Source organism: Exiguobacterium sp. ZOR0005 (assembly GCF_000798975.1).
Lineage (GTDB): Bacteria > Bacillota > Bacilli > Exiguobacteriales > Exiguobacteriaceae > Exiguobacterium > Exiguobacterium aurantiacum.
Window position 1 is genome coordinate 226,507 of record NZ_JTLB01000012.1, and the last position, 18,666, is coordinate 245,172.

Below are 18,666 nucleotides of genomic sequence, written 5' to 3' on the forward strand. Positions count from 1 at the left end.
GTCTCGCTATACTAAAAGATATTGTTCTTTAAATATTAGGGAAACGTACGAAAGGAAGTGGGAGCATGCAACCGTTGCGCCACTCACACACATATATGCCCGGCCTTGACGGACTGCGAACGTTCGCCGTCCTGGCCGTCATCTTGTTTCATTTGAACACACCATACATCACCGCCGGCTTTCTCGGGGTCGACGTCTTCTTCGTCTTGTCCGGTTACTTGATCACCGGCATCCTGTTGCGCGAATGGGCGGCCAAAGGACGGCTCGACTTGAAGAAGTTCTACGTCGCCCGGTTCCGCCGTCTGTTGCCGGCGCTCGTCTTCATGCTTGCCGTTGTCATGACGGTCGTTTGGCTGTTCGAACCGGATCTGCTCAATACGGTGCGGCAAGACACGCTCGCCGCGCTCGTCTACGTGAACAACTGGTGGTACGTCTTCCACGACGTGTCGTACTTTGAGAGCTTCGGCAAGCCGTCACCGCTCCAAAACTTATGGTCGCTGTCGATCGAGGAACAGTTCTACCTCGTCTGGCCGCTCCTTCTCCTTTTCGGTTTGAAGTCGAAGCGTCGTTTCCTTCAAGTCGTCGGCGTGACGTTGTTCGCCTCGGCGCTCTGGATGGCGGTCAGCTTCACACCAGGCGTCGATCCGAGCCGGGTGTATTACGGGACGGACACGCGTCTGTTCGCCCTCCTCATCGGGGCCGTCCTCGCCTTCGGCTGGCGGCCGGACGCGTTCAAGCACGACATGCCGGACGTCGGCCGGCGTATCTTGAACATCGGGGGCGCAGTGGCGTTCGCGACGCTCCTCATCGTCATGACGCGTGCGAGCGCGTATGGCACGTTCCTCTACTACGGCGGGTTCTTGCTCGTCGCGTTGGCATCAGCCGTCTTGATCGCCGCGACGGCTCACCCGTCGACCGTCTGGTCCCGTCTGTTTGGCAGCGAGTGGCTGCGCTTGATCGGGACCCGGACGTACGGTATCTATTTATGGCACTACCCGGTCATCATCTTGACGACACCGATCGAGCAAATCGGCACGTTCGAACCGTTCCGCGCGCTCGCCCAAGTCGCATTGACGCTCGTCATCGCCGAGCTGTCGTATCGCTGGATCGAGACGCCGGTGCGCCGTCACGGTTTCAGAGGGGTGCTTCAATCCCTTCGTCCCGTCATGTCGCCCGGACGGATCGCTGCCGTCAGCGTCGCGACCGCACTCTCGCTCGTCCTCATCGGCAACTTGACGATTCTCGCGTTCAGCGGGACGAACGAGCGGACCGAAGAGATCCCGGTCGTCAAACCGAATCTGGCACCAGAACCACCGCCTGAAGAAACAGAAGCCGAGCGGCCGATCGACTCGTGTCCACCGGCGCTCGCCATCGGCGATTCGGTACTTCTCGGGTTAAACGAATACCTCGGAAACGCGTTCCCGAACCTCGAGATCGACGCCGAGCTCGGCCGCCAAGTGCGGGACGCCCAAGACGTCGCCGCCAAGCACGGGGCATATAACACGTCCGGACACGTCGTCTTCCTCCATCTCGGGACGAACGGCGCCTTCAAGACGGAACAACTCGAGACGCTCCTCGACCAGTTCGCGGGCGCCGACCACGTCTACTTAATCAATACGCGCGTCCCACGTCCGTGGGAGCAGGAAGTGAACGACAAGCTCGTCCGCGCGAGCGAACAGCGCGACAACGTCTCGCTGCTCGATTGGCACGCGGCGTCCGCCGGCAAAGGCGACTATTTCGAAGGCGACGGCGTCCATTTGACGATCGATGGCGCCGAGGCGTTCGGTCGGATGCTCGAAGACGAGATCGGCTGTATGAACGACAAATGACCTAGCGCCCGCTAGGTCATTTTTTCATGGGCGCCACTTCCAGCGCATGTAGTTGAGGAACAGCTTGATGTAGGCGAGCTGTTCGCGGATGACATATTTCGGCTTGACCGAAGCCGGTGTCAATGCATAAAGCGCGTCCGTCTTCAGCCCGAAGTAGAGACGTGCGACGAGCCGGGCCCGGCGGACGTGGAAATCGTTCGTCACGACGGTGAGCCCCGGTTCCCCATCCCAAATCACGCGGCTGAGGAGAAAGTTCTCATACGTCGACGTCGACGCGGCCTCGACGTGGATTCGCTCCTCGCTGACCCCACGGGCGATGAGTTCCCGCTTGATGACGAGCGCCTCGGCCATCCCTTCGTCCGGCCCTTGTCCGCCTGTCGCGATCAGCTCGACGTGCGGGAAACGCGTCGCGTAAGCGGCCGCCACCTCGATCCGATGCCGGAGTGCTTTCGATGGCTTGATCCCGTTCACTTTCGCCCCGAGGATGAGGACGTATCGATACGTGCCGTCTGGTTGTCGTTTCATCGTCTGCACCTGCCTTTACGAATGATTATATCATTCGACTGATACGTCTTTGTTACAGTAGCTAAAGCAAATATATGGTAGAATGAGTATCGGATTAATTTAAATCGAAGGAGTACCGATGATGCAAAACGTAAACCGAGCGCCCGATGACCGCATGCGGCAACGGCGCGAGACGCGACATAAAGGGACGATGTTCGTCCTCCATAGCCTGTTGATTCTCGGCTTCTTCGCCTTCTTGATCGGCGGGGCCTACTTGACGCTCACGTCAGAGAAACGCGAAGTGTCCGACATGGAGAACCGTAAGCTCGCCGGTCCGCCGGTCGAGCTCTCGGTCGAAAACGTCATGTCCGGTGCTTACATGAAGAGCGTCGAGGCGTACGTGACCGACCATATCGTCAGCCGCGACAGCTGGATCAGCCTCCATGCGTTCTTATCGAAAGACTTGTTCCTCCAGACGGTGAAGAATGGGATTTACGTCTCCGCCGACGGGACGATGGAGTCACCGATGAAACAAACGGTCGACACCGATACGCTGCTCGACGACTTGTCGACGTTCACCGAGTCGATGCAAGCCTCGGACGTCGACGTCTACTTCGGGCTCGCACCGAACAAGGCGTCGATGGTCGATGTCGGACCGAACATGCCGGACTATATGGGCAACGACGCGCCGAAGATCTTCAAAGACGTCCGGGACGGCCTCGCGACCGTCGATGGGCTGACGGTCATGGACTACCGCAAACCGTTGAATACGGCCGACACGTTGAGTGACGTCTTCTATAAGACGGACTACCATTGGAACATCCACGGTGCCTACCTCGCCTATGCGCAGACGGTGAAGCAGATCGCGGACGACCACCAAGGCGTCGGTGAGCCGCTCAAACTTGGCGAACTGCGGACGAAGACGCATGAACGTCCATATTACGGATCATACGCCCGCAGCACGACGCTCCAATACGTCAAAGACGGTGATACGTTCGAGTGGATGGAGCCAAAAGCCGGCTACACGCCGAACAACATTTGCTACAACCGCTCCGAGACGTGCGGTGGCAACTTGATTAACAAGAAGCCGCTCCAGGCGGAAGAGACGTACACCGAGATGTATTCGCTCTTCCTCCACCGCAACTGGCCGCTCATCACGATGGATCAGGAGTCACCGAAAAACGACACGCGCGCGCTCGTTTTGAAAGACTCATATGCGAACCCGATGCTGACGTTGTTACCGGAGCATTTCGGTCATCTGTCGGTCATCGACATCCGTCACTTCGACGAGTCGTCGATCGAGACGTACGTGAAACAAAACGACATCGACGTCGTCTTGTTCATCCATAACGTCAACCTTGGCGAGTTCGTGCCGCTCTACCATGAGAAATTGAATGATTGAATTTCGACGAATCCATTCGCTGTTTGCGAATGGGTTCGTCTTTTTTTGTCTAATGACTTCGAGGCGCTGACGGTCTACGCATAGATCCCCTTCCAGTGGGACATGTCGTGTCGCTCATCCGGTGGCGCCGGAGACTCCTGAGGGATTAGCGAGCATAGGGAGACCCAGCAGCAACGAAGTTGCGATGCGGCTCCCTGCTCGCCCTAGGAAAGCGGAGGCGCCAGAAGGATGAGCGCAGTCAACAAAATAAAAAACGCAACGTATATCACATACGTTGCGTCCTCGTTAGAACCGGAAATAGATGAACGGGTTGAAGCTGCTCGCGACGATATACGACACAGCGAAGATGAAGATCGTCGCCATGAAGCCGAGCCGCATGAAGCCGGCCATATAGTTGACCCACAGCTTCTTGCTGTCCTGCTCGAGACGCAGCACTTTCTCACCGAACAGTTTCGGGAGCGGCGTCGCCGCGATCATCGCGATGGCCAAGATGACCCCGTACTGCACGAAGTAGAACATCGCCTCGCTATCCCATACCGGCGCCCCGTTCAAATTGAACATCGCCGACAAGTATGAGAGGGCGTACGGGAAGTCGTCCGCTCGGAAGAATACCCAACCGATGATGACGACGAACAACGTGAACGCATGCGCGAGCGGGGCCGGGAGCGCTTTGAGCCACGCCCCGAGGAACGCACGCTCGAGCATGATGAATACGCCGTAATACGCACCCCAGGCGATGAACGTCCAGCTCGCCCCGTGCCACACGCCGGTCAAAATCCAGACGATAGCGAGGTTACGGTACAGCTTCCACGCACTGCCACGGTTCCCGCCGAGCGGGATGTAGACGTAGTCGCGGAACCAACTGCCGAGCGAGATGTGCCAGCGCCGCCAAAACTCGGACACCGACCTCGAGATGTACGGATAGTTGAAGTTCTCGAGGAAGTGGAAACCAAACATCCGCCCTAGCCCGATGGCCATGTCGGAATATCCGGAGAAGTCAAAGTAAATCTGGAGCGAATAGGCGATGATGCCGATCCAGGCGAGCCCCATCGACATCTCTCCCGCGTTTTGCGAGAAGATTTGATCGGCGACGTAACCGGCGTTGTTGGCGAGGAGCATCTTCTTCGCCAAACCGATGACGAAACGTTGCACACCGCTCGCGAAGTCGTCCATCGTCTCTCTCCGGTCGTTGATCTCATCGGCGACCGTCTGATAGCGGACGATCGGCCCGGCGATCAGTTGCGGGAAGAGCGAGATGTAGAGGGCGAGGTCGAGCGGGTTGCGCTGCACCTTCCCATCTTTCCGGTACACGTCGATGACGTAACTCATCGCTTGGAACGTGAAGAACGACACCCCGATCGGGAGCGGGATCCGCGGATCGGTCAGCTCGAGCCCGGTGACGGCGTTGACGTTCTCGATGATGAAGCTCGTGTACTTGAAGACGGACAAGAGCAACACGTTCCCGGCGACCATGAAGCCGACGAGCCACTTCGCTTTCTTCTTGTTGTCACGGTGTTTGTCGACGAGCAGTCCGAACGAATAGTTCATGACGATCGACGCGAGCATGACGGCCGTATAAATCGGCTCGCCCCACGCGTAGAACAACAGACTCGCGACGAGCAGCACCGTGTTCTTCAAGAAGCGCGGTGACACATAATATAGGATTAAGACGAGCGGTAAAAACCAAAATAAAAAGATCGTCGAACTGAAGAGCATGACGTCCCTCCTCTCTTAGAAAAATAAAAAGACTGCCCCGAGGGACAGTCTAAAGCCATCAACGCGTGAAGCGTTCGACGATTGCGTCGACGATGCGGCGTGACGCCTCCCCGTCCCCGTATGGGTTAGACGCTTTCGCCATTTTTTGGTGCGCCGAAGCGTCTGACAACAACTCGTCGGCGAGGCCGAAGATGACTTCTTCCTCGACACCGGCGAGCTTGAGCGTGCCAGCCGCGACGCCTTCCGGACGTTCCGTCGTGTCACGAAGGACAAGGACCGGTACGCCGAGCGATGGCGCTTCTTCTTGCACGCCGCCCGAATCCGTCAAGATGAGGTGCGAGCGTGACGCATAGTTGTGGAAGTCGAACACGTCGAGCGGTTCGATCAAGTGGACGCGATCGAGGTCGTTCAAGATCTCGCCCGCAAGTTCCCGAACGATCGGGTTCATGTGGACCGGATAGACGACTTCGATATCGTCATACTTCTCGATCAAACGGCGAACGGCGCGGAACATGTTGCGCATCGGCTCGCCGAGGTTCTCGCGGCGGTGGGCCGTGAGCAAGACGAGACGTTTGTTTTCAGCCGTGATTTGGTTGAGCAACTCGTTGTCGTATCCGTCTTGGACGGTCGTCTTGAGTGCGTCGATCGCCGTGTTGCCCGTGACAAAGATGTCTGCTTCCGTCTTGTTCTCACGAAGCAAGTTTTCAGCCGACGTCTCGGTCGGTGCAAAGTGCAGGTCCGCCATGACGCCTGTCAATTGACGGTTCATCTCTTCCGGATACGGCGAGTACTTGTTGTACGTACGAAGGCCCGCCTCGACGTGACCGATCGCGATCTGGTTGTAGAACGCGGCGAGTGACGCGGCGAACGTCGTCGTCGTGTCCCCATGGACGAGAACGATGTCCGGTTTCGCTTCTTTCATGACTTCATCGAGCCCGTGAAGGACGCGCGTCGTCACGTCGAAGAGCGTTTGGTTCTTCTTCATGACGTCGAGGTCATAGTCTGGAGTGATCTTGAAGAGCTGGAGAACTTGGTCGAGCATCTCCCGATGTTGGGCTGTGACAACGACGATCGGTTCGATCCCTTCACGTTGTTTGAGCTCCAATACGAGCGGAGCCATTTTGATTGCTTCAGGACGTGTACCGAACACGGTCATAACTTTAATCATACAGATTCTCCTTTAAGGGGTTTTCGCGGCAAGATGATCGTCTCGCCGACGTCGTTTTGGTCGACAATCGTCGTCCGCTGCGCCATCTTCTGTTGCTTGAACTCGGATTGGCGCTTCGAATCGAGCGTGCGGAACCATTTTAAGAACTTCATATACTCGTCGGCCACCTCGTCGACCGGTCCATACTCACGGATCTCGCCGTATTCGAGCCAGATCGCCTGCGTACAGAACTGCCGGACTTGTGACACCGAGTGGCTGATGAAGAAGATCGTCTTGCCCTCATCTTTGAACTCGTTCATCTTGACGAGACAGCGGTCGGTGAACGTTTGGTCCCCGACCGAGAGCGCCTCATCGATGACGAGGATGTCGGGGTCGATGTTGATCGAGATGGCGAAGCCGAGTCGCGACTTCATCCCGCTCGAGTACGTCTTGACCGGCTGGTCGATAAAGTCGCCGATGTCGGCGAACTCGATGATCTCCGGGGTGATCGCCTTGATTTGATGCTTGTCCATCCCGAGCATGAGACATTTCAACTCGATGTTCTCCATGCCCGTCAAGTTGCCGTTCAGTCCTGACGAGATTGCGATGAGTGACGGTTTGCCGCGCAGCTCGATCTTGCCGTGGGTCGGCGGGATGACGTCCGATAACAAGTTCGACATCGTCGACTTGCCGGAGCCGTTGATCCCGAGGATGCCGACGACTTCGCCGGGCGGGACTTCGAACGTGACGTTGCGGAGCGCATAGAACTGCTTCCCGTTCGCTCGGTTGAACAACACTTCTTTCAGTTTATCACTTTGCTTTCGGTACAGCGTGTACCGTTTTGATACGTTTTCGAACTTTACTTGGTAGCTCATACGTCACCGCTCCTTAAATATAGTCAATGAAGTAGCGACGGAAACGGACGTGAATCGCCGACCCGATCAAGAACGTCACGAGCGTGAAGCCCCAGAAATAGAGGCCGTAGCCCAAGTTCTGCATGAGCCAGTCGGTTCCGAGGAACATCGACCGGTACCCTTCCACCAAATAGTAGAGCGGGTTGATCATGAGAATCGTTTCGAGCTTTCCAGTCGGTTGCCAGAAGATAGGGAGTAAATAAAGCATCATCCGAATAATTTGTGACAGCAAATTTTGAAAGTCGCGGATTATCGTGGCCAGTGCCGACGTCAACAGCGAGAACGCGTATAAGAACGCGAGCGCACTGAGGAGCAGGTACGGCAAGAACAACAAGTTCCAGCCTTCACTGATGCCAAACGCCATCATTAAGATGAACGCGATCGCGACCATCGCCACGTGTCGGTACAGTTCCGACAAGATGACGTACGCCGGGATCGTGCTGATCGGGAAACTCATCTTCGAGACGAGTGCGATCTTCGAAAAAACGGATCGAGAACCACTGACGATGGCCGGTCCAAAGAAGAACCATGGCACGATTCCTGAGACGAGCCATGGAAGGAACGGAACATCACCAACGTCTCGACCCGCACGAAGACCGAACCCGAAGACGAGCCAATAAATCGCGATCTGAATGATCGGCGTTATGATTTCCCACAAGTATCCGAAGTACTGCATCGAATAGCGACTTTTCGTTTCATATAGAGAGAGTCTCAATATTAAATAGAGACTCTCCCATAGTTCGATGAATACTTGTTTCGAGGCTTTGATCATAGCGGGCACCTAACGGATTAGGCCAACGTCACTTTCCCGTTGACGTATTCGTACAAGTTTCCGTAGTTGACAACCGCAAGGTCGCTGTCATCGGCCTTCACGATGTTACGTGTGTCAAAGATCATCGGACGGCGCATCGCTGCGTTCAACTCGTTGAAGTCGAGCGCTTTGAACTCGTTGTGGTCAACGAGGACGAGGACGATGTCCGCATCTTTGATCGCTTCTTCTTTCGACACGAGGTCGAAGTGTTTCGACGAAGAGACTTCGACGTGTGGATCGTGGACGGCGACGTTCATGCCTTGTTCGAGCATCAACTCGATGATCTCGACGGCTGGGCTTTCGCGCATATCGTCGACGTTCCCTTTGTATGTTACACCGAATGCCGCGATTTTCGCCTCAGGCTGGTCTGAAACGAGCTTTTGCACGTTCTCGACGACGTAGGCCGGCATCGATACGTTCGTGTCGCGTGAGAGCTTGATGATTTTCGCGAGCTCAGGCTGTTTCGCCACGATGAAGTACGGGTCGACTGCCAAGCAGTGTCCGCCGACACCTGGTCCTGGGCTGTGAAGGTTGACACGCGGGTGTTTGTTCGCCATCTCGATGACGTCGAGGACGTTGATGTCGAGGGCGTTACATACTTTCGCGAGTTCGTTCGCGAGGGCGATGTTGACGTCACGGAACGTGTTCTCCATGAGTTTCGACATTTCAGCCGTCTTCGCGTCCGTCTTGATGATCTCACCTTTTACGAACGTGCCGTATACTTTCGCACCGGCATCCGCGCAGTCAGGCGTGATCCCGCCGACGATGCGGTTGTTGTACACGAGCTCATGCAAGATCTGACCTGGGAGCACGCGCTCCGGGCAGTGGACGAGGAAGATGTCTTCGCCGACTGTGAAGCCTGCCGCTTCGACGAGTGGTTTGACGTGGTCGTCCATCGTACGTGGTGCGATCGTCGACTCGACGATGATGACGTTGCCTTTCTCGACATATGGAAGGACGCGTTTCGTCGCTTCAAGCACGTACGTGAGGTCACACGATTTGTGCTCGTCATCGTTGTTTGGTGTCGGGACGGCGATGATGAACGCGTCTGCTTTTTCTGGTTCAAGTGATGCGTGGAACTTGCCTTTCGCGACGACGTCTTTGACGACATCCCCGAGGCCTGGCTCTTCGATGTGGATTTCGCCACGGTTCAATTTATCGACAACTGACTGATGAATGTCCACACCGACGACGTCGACGCCGTATTGGGCGAAGACCGCTGACGTTGGGAGTCCAATATATCCTAATCCGATCGTACATACTTTCATAGTTGAGCTTACCTCCATAGATTAGTGACAGGTGTCACTGAATATTACTTAACATTTCATATTGTTTAGGATTTTACCAAAAATCAAACCCATTATACTCCTGATACGATTTATTAAGCAATTACATTTTCATGACAAAACGGGATTATACCGGGCGAACCGCTCGTACGTTCGTACCGAGTAGATACTCCGTACTGAGCGCTGCCGCACGCACATCCCCTACACTATAGCAAACTTCAGGCAACAATGACCAATTCGAGACGGAAACGTTTGCGAACGTCAAGCGACGGAACTGATCATCGGTCACGACCTCTTTTAATTTGGCGCGCGTGTACGGGTTCAATAAGTACACACGGATGACGGCCGTGTCCGGATACGTCGCGATGAGCGCATCCGCTCGTTCGAGCTTGTCGCCGATGACGACACCGCTCGATGCGGCGTGCTGGTTCAACACGCTATATGAGAAGTACGACAGTCCGGCTTCGGCGACGAGGTCGCGGATCGTCGCCCGCTCGTTCGCCGCGTCCCGGTAGTACAAACTCATCATCGACGTCTGGGCGTCGATTTTCCGTTCGATTAACCGCCGCGTCGGCTCGTCCACCTGGTCGAGCAACGCATTCAGCGCCTCGATGACCGCCATCCGTTGGCGGACCGAGAAGTCGTGGCTCTGCGCCTGCCTCGAGACGGACTGTTCCCGCACTTGCCGATAATAGATCGCCTCGGTGTCCGGCGCGAGTAACTCGACGCGCGGTGTGAACGTGGCGAACAGCGTCGAGAAGTAGACGACGTCTTCCCCGCTCTTTAAGCTCGGCTCGTACGCCGTGCGTTTCGCGTAGACGGTCGGGACGAGCTTACAGGCGTTCAACGTCAATAGCTGTGACATCTGCTCATACGCCCAGTCCTGACCGGCGAGACGTGAAAACTCGCGATGGAGCGGTGACGTGAGCGGTTTGCCTTCCGGGTCGCGATCTTGAATGTCGGCGATGACGATGCGGTCCGGGAGCGCCCGTGCGAACAGCGCTTCCAAGTACGATTCGCTCAGCGTGTCGTCCTCGTCCAAAAACGTCACGTATTGACGGGTCGCGGCGTCGAGCCCGCGGTTGCGGGCGATGCCGACGTTCGCCTCTTCTTCGAGCAGGCGATGGACGGTGACGTCTTTCCCGTAAGACAGGCTCGCATTATGGAGCGCTTGTCGGTTCGGCCCGTTGAAGACGAGCACCCATTCGACGAGCGACGGCTGAAGCGTCTGACGTTCGAGCGAGGCGAGACACGCCTTCAGCAGTTCCACCGAGTCGTGCGAGGCGACGATGACGCTGACGCCGCGCACGGTCGGACCTTCTAAGAAAGTCGGGAGGCGCAACGGTTGAAACTGTTCATCGACCGTGCGTGTCCACGCCTTCTTCTCGGCCTGGACCGCTGCCAACTGCTCCTCGTACCCGCTCATGACGATTGCCCTTCCCGTTCGATCTTGGCGACGAGCTTGCCGGCGACCGGGATCGCTTTGGCGCGCTCCACGATGTGTTGGATCCGTTTGAGTTCGGTCTCGACCGTCTCCCGCTTCGCTTTCTCGCTCGCGACTTCTTTCCGCCACTTGTCAGCGTTCGCTTTCGCCTGCCGGACTTCCCGCTCGAGCTCTTTCATCTTCTGGATCGTGTTTTCTTTACCGCGGATATGTTTCGCGCCCTCTTCGAGCACGTCTTGTTTCACCGCTTCGATTTGGTCGGTCAATGCTTGCAGCTGTTCCCGTAAAAATGCATTCTCACGTTCGACATACTCAACTTGTTGACGGTCCATGACGATTTCCTCAGCTTTCTATGACCCACGACCCCATCTTCAATTGGACGGTGTGTTGGTCGTTTTGGAATTTGAATGCTAACTTGACGAACTTCGCTTCAACTTCTTTCGGAATCCGGTGGCGGATCTCATTCACACCGGGACGGAGCTCATGGCTGAACGCCGTCTTCTTCAAATTCTTTTTCGCGTCATACTGCATGACGTACAGCTCGATCGGCGTCACGTCTTCAGACAACAGCTCGATCGACCCGTCGAGGTCGATATACGGCGCACTTCCGAGCGTCGCGTCTTTTTGGAACTCGGACGACGGCGGCGCGCTGAAACTTTGGTTGAACAGTTGGAGATACCCGTTCTCCCCGCCGAGCGGGAGCACTTCGATGTTGGCGACGAACTGATCCTCCCGCAAGTTGAACAAGTCGGCGTTGAACGGGACGAAATAATGGTAAATGAACGGCTTGACCGTCACCGAGCGCGGCTTGTGCGACTCCGGCACGACGAGCTCGACTTGTTCCGGGTCGATCTCCGACCCGTCCAGTTGAACGGTCCAATTACGGGCCGTCCAGTCGTTCCAAAGTGAGACGTAGCCGTGTTCCGGCGTCTCGCTCGGTTTGAAGCGTTCACTCACGCCCGCTTCGACCCCGAGCCGCTCGTTCAACTGCTTCACTTGCCCCGGCACGACGTGGTCGAGCATGAGCCGCCAGTTGAGCGGCGCCGGAATAATCGTCGGCAAAAGCGGTGAGTCACTCCACGCGAACGATTCTTTGACGAAATGGAGCGGCTTCTCGCCGAACAAGGCGTCGAGGGCGACTTTGACGAGGTGCCCTTGACGGCGGGTCTCGTACGGCGCCTCGATGATGTGGCGGAGGACGTCCCGGTCAAAGAGCGGCTGAAGGATCGTCATCTCGCGCATGAACCCGCTCCGGGCGTAAGCGTGAAAATGTTCGACCTTCAAATGGAACCAGGCCGCCTCGAGCCGTCCGCTCCAATCACGGTCCGTCTCTTCGTCGAACAAACGATCGAGCATCGCCTCGACTTGTTCGCGTTCGCCTTCGCCAAATCCTTCAAACGGACGGATCGCTTTCCGCGACAGCTGTTGCTTCGCCTCGTGCTCGTCCATGTTGTCTTTCAAGAAGATGTGCTTGCCGTACAACCAGTCCGACCCGTGTTTGCCGACTTCGGCATAGCCATGGTCGATGTCGCGCCCGGTCGGCACACTCTCGTAGGCGGACAAGTTGCCGTCCGTCGCCTCATATGACGACGCCATCCGGCGGCTGAGCGAGAGCGTGATCGTCTCGTCAGGTGCCGGTGTCACGGCGAGTTCCGCTTCAGCGAGCAAATCACGGGCGAGCGTCGCCTCGTTCCCTTTCTCGTCCGGGACGTGGAGCGTCACGTCTTTCCCGGCTTCGAGGTAAAGTTTCGCGAGCAATACGTCGAGTGCACTGCCTGAGAACGGAATGTTCACAGACGCCATCGGGACGGCAGCGGCGCGTCGAAGTGCCGTGAGCCATGTGTCGGTGAAGTCGTCCCGTAGTTTGGACGCCCCGCGCGGCAGTTCGTCCCACGTCTCGATCGTGACGTTCCCGTCCTGTACAGTCAGCCGTTCGCCGGCAGCGAGACGTTTGACGCCCTCGATGCGCGTGTCGCGTCCGAAGATGTGACCGATGTGACGCATCTGGCTCGCCGACTCCTGTCGTTCTGTCGACTTGCCGGCCCGATCGGCCACATCGACGAGCGATGAACCGACGACGACCGGTGCTTCCGAATAATAGACCGGCAGCAAGTTGTTGAACGGCACGTCGACCGTGAACGCGTCATCGAGGCGCAAAGCGACGTTCATCCCGTTCGGCTCCTCGCGAGACGGGTCGTAATGGCCGAGGCGCACGTCGAGCGGCGTCTCGGAGATGACGTGCGTCAATCCGTCACGGCGCTCAAAATCGAGCGTATGCGTCTTCGCTTCATACATAAAATGGCTCATAATGCATCTCCTCTAAGTATGGTAAAACGAGCAAACCCGGAAGCCCGGGCTTGCTCATTGTTTTCGATTCATTTCGGTCAAGATGAGTTGTTCGAGCTTCGGCGCGAGCGTCTCGATGGCGAAATGGTGATGCGCGTACGCCATGAACCGTTCGGTCGAGGCGAGCAACTTGTCGGACTCGCCGCGGAACGAGCGGATGATGTCGACGCCGTCTAGGACGTTCTCCATCAACACGTCATCCGGGTAAATCGTCTCGCTGCCCGTCCAGTGGCGAATGATCGGGTACGTGCCCGACGTCATCGCCTCGGCCGGTGCGAGGTGGAAGCTCTCGAGGTCGCTCGTCGACAAGACGAACCCGATCTTCGTCAACCATTCCGGCACGTCGTTGCCGTGACCGTCAAAGGCGACGCTGTCTTTGAACGCCGGCTCCTCGAGTCGTTCGAGCAGACGGTCGTAGTAGGCGCGCTCGTCTTCCCGTTTGTTGATCCAGTAGATCTCGTTCGGGTGATGTCCTTTGATGAACAGCTTGTAGCGCGTGTCTTCCTTGCGGAGCGTCTCGAGCATGTCGAGCGCGAGGTCGAGCCGTTTCAGCTTCGGGTTGACCCCGATCATGCCGAGATGGAACGTCAAGTCGTCGAGCTGTTTCGGTTGAACGAGACGCGTCCCGTCGACGGCGTTGTAGATCATCGTCATCTTGTGGCGCGGGATGCGGAACAGACGGTACATCTCCTCGAGCATATACGGCGACACGAGGATGATGCGGTCGATATTGTGCAAGTTGTACTCGCGCGGGAACGGCGTCTCTTTCTCTTGGCGGTGGATGCGGACGATCATCGTCTGGTGCGGCTTCTTATGATGCGAGTACCAGACGGCGTTGCCGAGCCCCCACTCACAGAATATGATGTCGGCCTGTTCGAGACATGCCTTGCTGTGATTCACGTCATGAATCTTGTGTCCTTCCCACTCGTCGATCAAGACGTTGAAGCGCGGGTGGCGCTCGAAGTAGTTCATGAACAGACGCAGAAACTTGAAATCATGCCCGGCGAACAGAAGGTTTATTTTCTTCATCGACCAAAGCTCGTCACGAAGGCGTTTGTACGTGTTCGTGAACGTATAGTACTGCGCCATCTCATAAAGCCGTGTCGCCGCGTCGCGGTAAACGGCCTCATCGGTCAAGGCGAGCTTCGCCTTCTCGATGAACTCCTGTTCCGAGTTGACGTAGAGCGGGTAGTCGGGACCGAGGATGAGCTCATGCATCGGGTTCCGGTTCAACAATACCGGTTTTCCGAGTGAGCCGTACTCGAGCAGTTTCGTCGACAGTTCGAGTGAGGCGTCAAGCTCCGGATGGCGCCATGACACCCCGATCGCACTCGATTCGATAAGCGTCTCGACGTCGGCGCGGGGGATGCCCTTGAGCCACGTCAGCCCGTCATCCGACTTCAAGCGGGCGAGGATGTCTTGTTTGAAGTTCGGGTTGTTCGGGTCTTGGTTGAACTTGTCTCCCGCGACGTGCAGCTCGGCCGGATAGTCGGCACGGAGCTTCGCGAACGCGTCGAGGATCTCCGTCGAATACCAGAGCGGTGCGAACTTGCCCGTGTAGACGAGACGGTCGTTCGGTTTCGTGAACGTCGGGACGGCCTCTTTCACGTTCGGGATCATCGGGTTCAAGATGAGGAACGGACGGTCCGTCGGCAAGAACGACTCGAAGTACGTCTTCATCGCCTCGGTCTGGCAGAGCATGCGCGCCGAGCGCGACGCGATCTGTTTCAGCCGGGCGAGCTCTTCTTCAGACGCTTGCGTATGGTCGTGCGTGAAATCTGTGATGTACGTCCACGTCTTCGCCATCGTCTGTTCATATTGTGACAAGTCATACGCGAGCTGGAAGCCGCGGACGAAGGCGAGGTCATACTTCTCCTTCGTCATCAGCTCATCGATCAGCCCCGCCGCCTCATCGGCTTGGAGCACCTTGCGCTCGACGTACGGCGCGTCTTGATAAGTTGGATCGGCGAACACGTCGATGAAGCGGACGTTCGGCAATTCGCGGATGCCGGCCGTCACTTCTGGTTTCGTGATCGAGCGTTTCAAGAGCACGTCGACTTTGATCGATGGATCTTGGTTCAACATCGAGACGACGGACGTCAGCCAGATGGCCGACCCGTCAATCAAGTTCAAGTTGACGTCCCCGTAGACGAGGACGCGAAGTGGTGTCGTCATAGTTGTACCTCCTGAGCGACCGCTTGCGGCATGTCGCTCCCTGCTTTTACATATTGATACGGGTCCGTGCTGAAGATGCGTTCCCCGGACTGGGCGAGTTCTTTCAGCGTCGCGTCTTGTTTCAACACGTCGAGCGCCTCGGCCACGCTATAGAAACGGAGCACGTCCGGCTTCATGATCGAGCGCGACGGCGTCGCGTCGAAGACGTAACGGTACGTTCCGTCCGAGTCGATTTTCTCCAACTTGTCGTCCCACGTGAAGTAGTCTTCTTTCGTCAAGATGTTCGAGTCGGCGTAACGCGTCGCGAGCATATAGTCCGACACGTACGCCGGGCCGTAATAGTCGCCCGGTCGGATGAACGCCATCCAATCGAAGCCGTCCAAAATCTCGGACAAGGCGTTATATTGCGGCAAGTAGCTGAGCATGAACGTCGACACGTCTTCCGTGTTGTACGCCTCATACAAATCGAGGTGGCCTTCGAACTTGTCGAGGAAGACGACGAGGTGTTTATGCTCGTAGTCTTGGGCCCGGAACGTCTCGACGGCGCGGTCCATCTCGTCACGTGAACGGACGAACGCGACGAGCGCGACTTCCGGATGGTCGACACGGTACGGCAGACCGATCGTGCCGACGACTTGGGCGAGGCGTTGCGTGTACGTGTGATACTTGAGCACGTGACGCATGCCGCCCATGGCGACGTCCTCATAGAAGCTGTCGTCCGTCAACAGTTTGCGGAACGTCTCTTCGAGCATCTCGTCGCCCTCGTCCAAGAAGACGTAGTCGCCGAGCATCTGTTTGACGCCGATCGAGCGCGTGCTGACGACCGGTGTCGCACAGGCGAGCCCTTCGAACACACGGCGCGAGAACATCGTCGGCGAGTCGTTCACCGAGTTGACGTTCAGCATGACCTTGAAGCCTTTGTACGCCTTGGCGATCTGGTTGTACTTCAAGCTACCACGGATCGATTTACGGAACTGTTCCGGGAATTGGAGCTGGTCCGTCTCCCCGCGCTGGTTCATCTCGTAGTTACGGTCATAGATGACGAGGCCGTACTTGTCGGCCGCCGCGAACAGGCGGTCCATGTCGATGCGGCGCGACTCGTGGCGGTTCGCGTAATATGAACCGGCGAACGAGGCGTACGGTTCACGCGTCCCCGGCAGACGGATCGGGTTATGCTCTTTCGGCTGTGCCGCGAACGGCAACGCGCCGACCCGGTCGTGCCCGCAATCTTCTTTATAGTTGTCGAGAATGTTCGCATCCGTCGTGTAGACGAAGTCGAACCGTTTCGCCGTCTCGATGAATCGGTCATAGTGAATCGGGTCTTCTTTGTTCCAGAACACGGTCGGGACGTTGTTCAAACGGCACCATTCGAGAAGCGCGTCGAGCTCTTCCCACGTGTTCGTGCCGTATTTGACGATTTTCTTCTCCCACGTCTTGTCGTTCCCTTTCCAGGCCGACTCGACCATGAGGAAGTCGGGCTGACGGTCGGCGAGGACGGCCGGCCAGTCGTCCGGCGAGAACGTGATCAACTCACATTCCGGACGGTATGAGGCGGTCGTGAACTCGTCGAAGATGGCCGCGACTTTCATCTCGTGCAGTTCGCGCGGCGTCGCCTCGAACAGGCGGGCCTCACGCGGGTCAATCCATTCCGGCACTTGCGTCCGGTCGGTGATGATCTCCTCGCTGACACGGATGTTCGTGACGAGCGTCTCGCCTTGTCCGTCGACGCGGAGGGCGAAGCGGAGGTAGCGCACGTCTTTACTGAACTCGAAAATCTTCTCACTGCCGAGCTGCACTTGTTGCATCGACAACCGCTCCGTGAGCGAGTACGAGATGATGTACAGGACGACGCCCGTGCTCTCGCCGAGCTCACCGTCGACCGTGACGCGGTAGCGGTGGTTCGGACGGACCGTGTACGGCTTCTCTTTCGGGAGCACCGTGAAGCGGTTGTTCGTTTCCATGTACGATACGTAACGGCGCACGTCCGGCTCGACGTCTAGGACGAGGCGGAGGCCGTTCGGGTCTTGTTTCAGCTTGATCGACTCTGGCGTCGGGATCGTCCAGAACGTCGGGTCGAGGTCGAACGTCTCCGTGCGGCGGACACTGTTCTCGCGGATGACACCGAGCTTCAAGTCCGAGATCGTCCCGTTCCCGTGGAAGCGGACGAAGTAGCGGACCGACTCATGGCTCGGCGTGAGGCTCATGACGTTGCTGAAGCCGAGTGGCACTTCGATGAGCTGGTCGCGCTCGCCGTGCGCGTACGTCGCGACGAAAAGCGTCGCTTTTGCCATCTCGGTCGCGTCTCCTTTTAAATAGAAACGATAGACGTAGTCGTCCATATCGGCGAGCGGGAAGTCGATGCCGCGTTCGGTGTCGACGTGCGGGAGCGCCGATTCATGGACGCCGTAGTGCTCGTATTGGTTGCCTTGTCCGGTCACCGTGATCGTGCCGCCGTCAACATGGACGATACGGCTGAGCGGGGATAGGAGTTCGAGCGACTCGGCGTCGAGCTCGATCATCGTATCGAAGTCTGAGTCAGCGACGGCGCTACTCATCCCTTCGACGTTCCAAAGCGGCTGTCCGTCGATGAGGAGCGACTGGATCAAGACGCGTCCCTTCCCTTGCGTCTGAATGACGAAGCGGGTCTTCGTCTCATCTTCGCGGAGCGTGACCGTCGTACGGACACCGTCCCCGACACGGACGACGCGCGTCCGTTCTTGATCGTTATACATCATGACGAGAAGCGTGACATCGATGTCACCGCTCTTCTCGACGTTCAGGCTCGCGTCAAACTCGCGGATCGACGGGTTGAGCTGGAACGAGTCCGGGCCCGGCACCGTGCGGAAGGACGAGGCACGCTCACCGTACGTCAAAAATTGCTTCTCGGCCATCGTAGAAACGAGCGCCGCGCCGTCCACTTCATAGTTTGCAGACGTCCGGGCATGCCAAGACGGGACGACTTCGACGAACTGTCTCGTCTGCACTTGCGTCTTCGTCCCTTTCATCAACCGACGGCCGATTCGTTTGCCGCGCTGCATGCCTAAATAGACACCACGTTTCACTTTACGTTTCCAACTCATGGGGGTTCCTCC

General features: G+C 57.3%; 13 protein-coding genes. 2 read left to right on the plus strand and 11 right to left on the minus strand.

The genetic code is table 11. The annotated features are described in order from the left end of the window. The first annotated feature begins 65 nt into the window (after positions 1 to 65). Entirely contained in the window at positions 66 to 1,829 is a 1,764-nt protein-coding gene (locus tag L971_RS04805) for an acyltransferase family protein (RefSeq protein ID WP_047374590.1), read from the plus strand. Positions 1,830 to 1,853: 24 nt separating this feature from the next. Here L971_RS04805 and L971_RS04810 read toward each other — a convergent pair whose 3' ends face one another. Further along, entirely contained in the window at positions 1,854 to 2,354 is a 501-nt protein-coding gene (locus tag L971_RS04810) for a YdcF family protein (RefSeq protein WP_034798955.1), read from the minus strand. A 121-nt stretch (positions 2,355 to 2,475) separates the two neighbouring features. Between L971_RS04810 and L971_RS04815 the strand changes: the two genes are divergently transcribed. Continuing rightward, entirely contained in the window at positions 2,476 to 3,735 is a 1,260-nt protein-coding gene (locus tag L971_RS04815) for a DHHW family protein (protein ID WP_047374593.1), read from the plus strand. A 285-nt stretch (positions 3,736 to 4,020) separates the two neighbouring features. On the opposite strand, the gene L971_RS04820 is transcribed toward L971_RS04815, so the two are convergent. The 10 genes from L971_RS04820 to L971_RS04865 all read right to left on the minus strand — a co-directional run bounded on the left by L971_RS04820 (position 4,021) and on the right by L971_RS04865 (position 18,654). After that, positions 4,021 to 5,451, minus strand: coding sequence for an MBOAT family protein (locus L971_RS04820; protein ID WP_047374595.1), 1,431 nt, complete (start codon positions 5,449 to 5,451; stop codon positions 4,021 to 4,023). Between the two features lie 58 nt (positions 5,452 to 5,509). Continuing rightward, positions 5,510 to 6,619, minus strand: coding sequence for a non-hydrolyzing UDP-N-acetylglucosamine 2-epimerase (gene wecB, locus L971_RS04825; protein ID WP_047374596.1), 1,110 nt, complete (start codon positions 6,617 to 6,619; stop codon positions 5,510 to 5,512). After that, positions 6,616 to 7,473 (minus strand): teichoic acids export ABC transporter ATP-binding subunit TagH, encoded by an 858-nt coding sequence (gene tagH / locus L971_RS04830; RefSeq protein WP_024370615.1) that lies wholly within the window; start codon positions 7,471 to 7,473, stop codon positions 6,616 to 6,618. The genes wecB and tagH overlap by 4 nt, the downstream gene beginning before the upstream one ends. 13 nt (positions 7,474 to 7,486) lie before the next feature. Next, positions 7,487 to 8,284 (minus strand): ABC transporter permease, encoded by a 798-nt coding sequence (locus tag L971_RS04835; protein WP_034798952.1) that lies wholly within the window; start codon positions 8,282 to 8,284, stop codon positions 7,487 to 7,489. A 17-nt stretch (positions 8,285 to 8,301) separates the two neighbouring features. Continuing rightward, positions 8,302 to 9,591: a nucleotide sugar dehydrogenase gene (locus L971_RS04840; RefSeq protein ID WP_047374598.1), complete on the minus strand. Its 1,290-nt coding sequence runs from the start codon at positions 9,589 to 9,591 to the stop codon at positions 8,302 to 8,304. A gap of 145 nt (positions 9,592 to 9,736) precedes the next feature. Then, positions 9,737 to 11,035 (minus strand): glycosyltransferase, encoded by a 1,299-nt coding sequence (locus L971_RS04845; protein ID WP_047374600.1) that lies wholly within the window; start codon positions 11,033 to 11,035, stop codon positions 9,737 to 9,739. Then, positions 11,032 to 11,385 (minus strand): hypothetical protein, encoded by a 354-nt coding sequence (locus L971_RS04850; protein ID WP_024370619.1) that lies wholly within the window; start codon positions 11,383 to 11,385, stop codon positions 11,032 to 11,034. The genes L971_RS04845 and L971_RS04850 overlap by 4 nt, the downstream gene beginning before the upstream one ends. Positions 11,386 to 11,395: 10 nt before the next feature. After that, on the minus strand, positions 11,396 to 13,360 hold the full coding sequence (locus L971_RS04855) for a hypothetical protein (RefSeq protein WP_047374602.1): 1,965 nt from the start codon (positions 13,358 to 13,360) through the stop codon (positions 11,396 to 11,398). Between the two features lie 54 nt (positions 13,361 to 13,414). Then, a complete protein-coding gene (locus tag L971_RS04860) occupies positions 13,415 to 15,574 on the minus strand; it encodes a glycosyltransferase (protein ID WP_047374604.1) in 2,160 nt (719 codons plus the stop codon). Next, positions 15,571 to 18,654, minus strand: coding sequence for a glycosyltransferase (locus L971_RS04865; protein WP_047374606.1), 3,084 nt, complete (start codon positions 18,652 to 18,654; stop codon positions 15,571 to 15,573). The genes L971_RS04860 and L971_RS04865 overlap by 4 nt, the downstream gene beginning before the upstream one ends. Between the last annotated feature and the right edge of the window lie 12 nt (positions 18,655 to 18,666).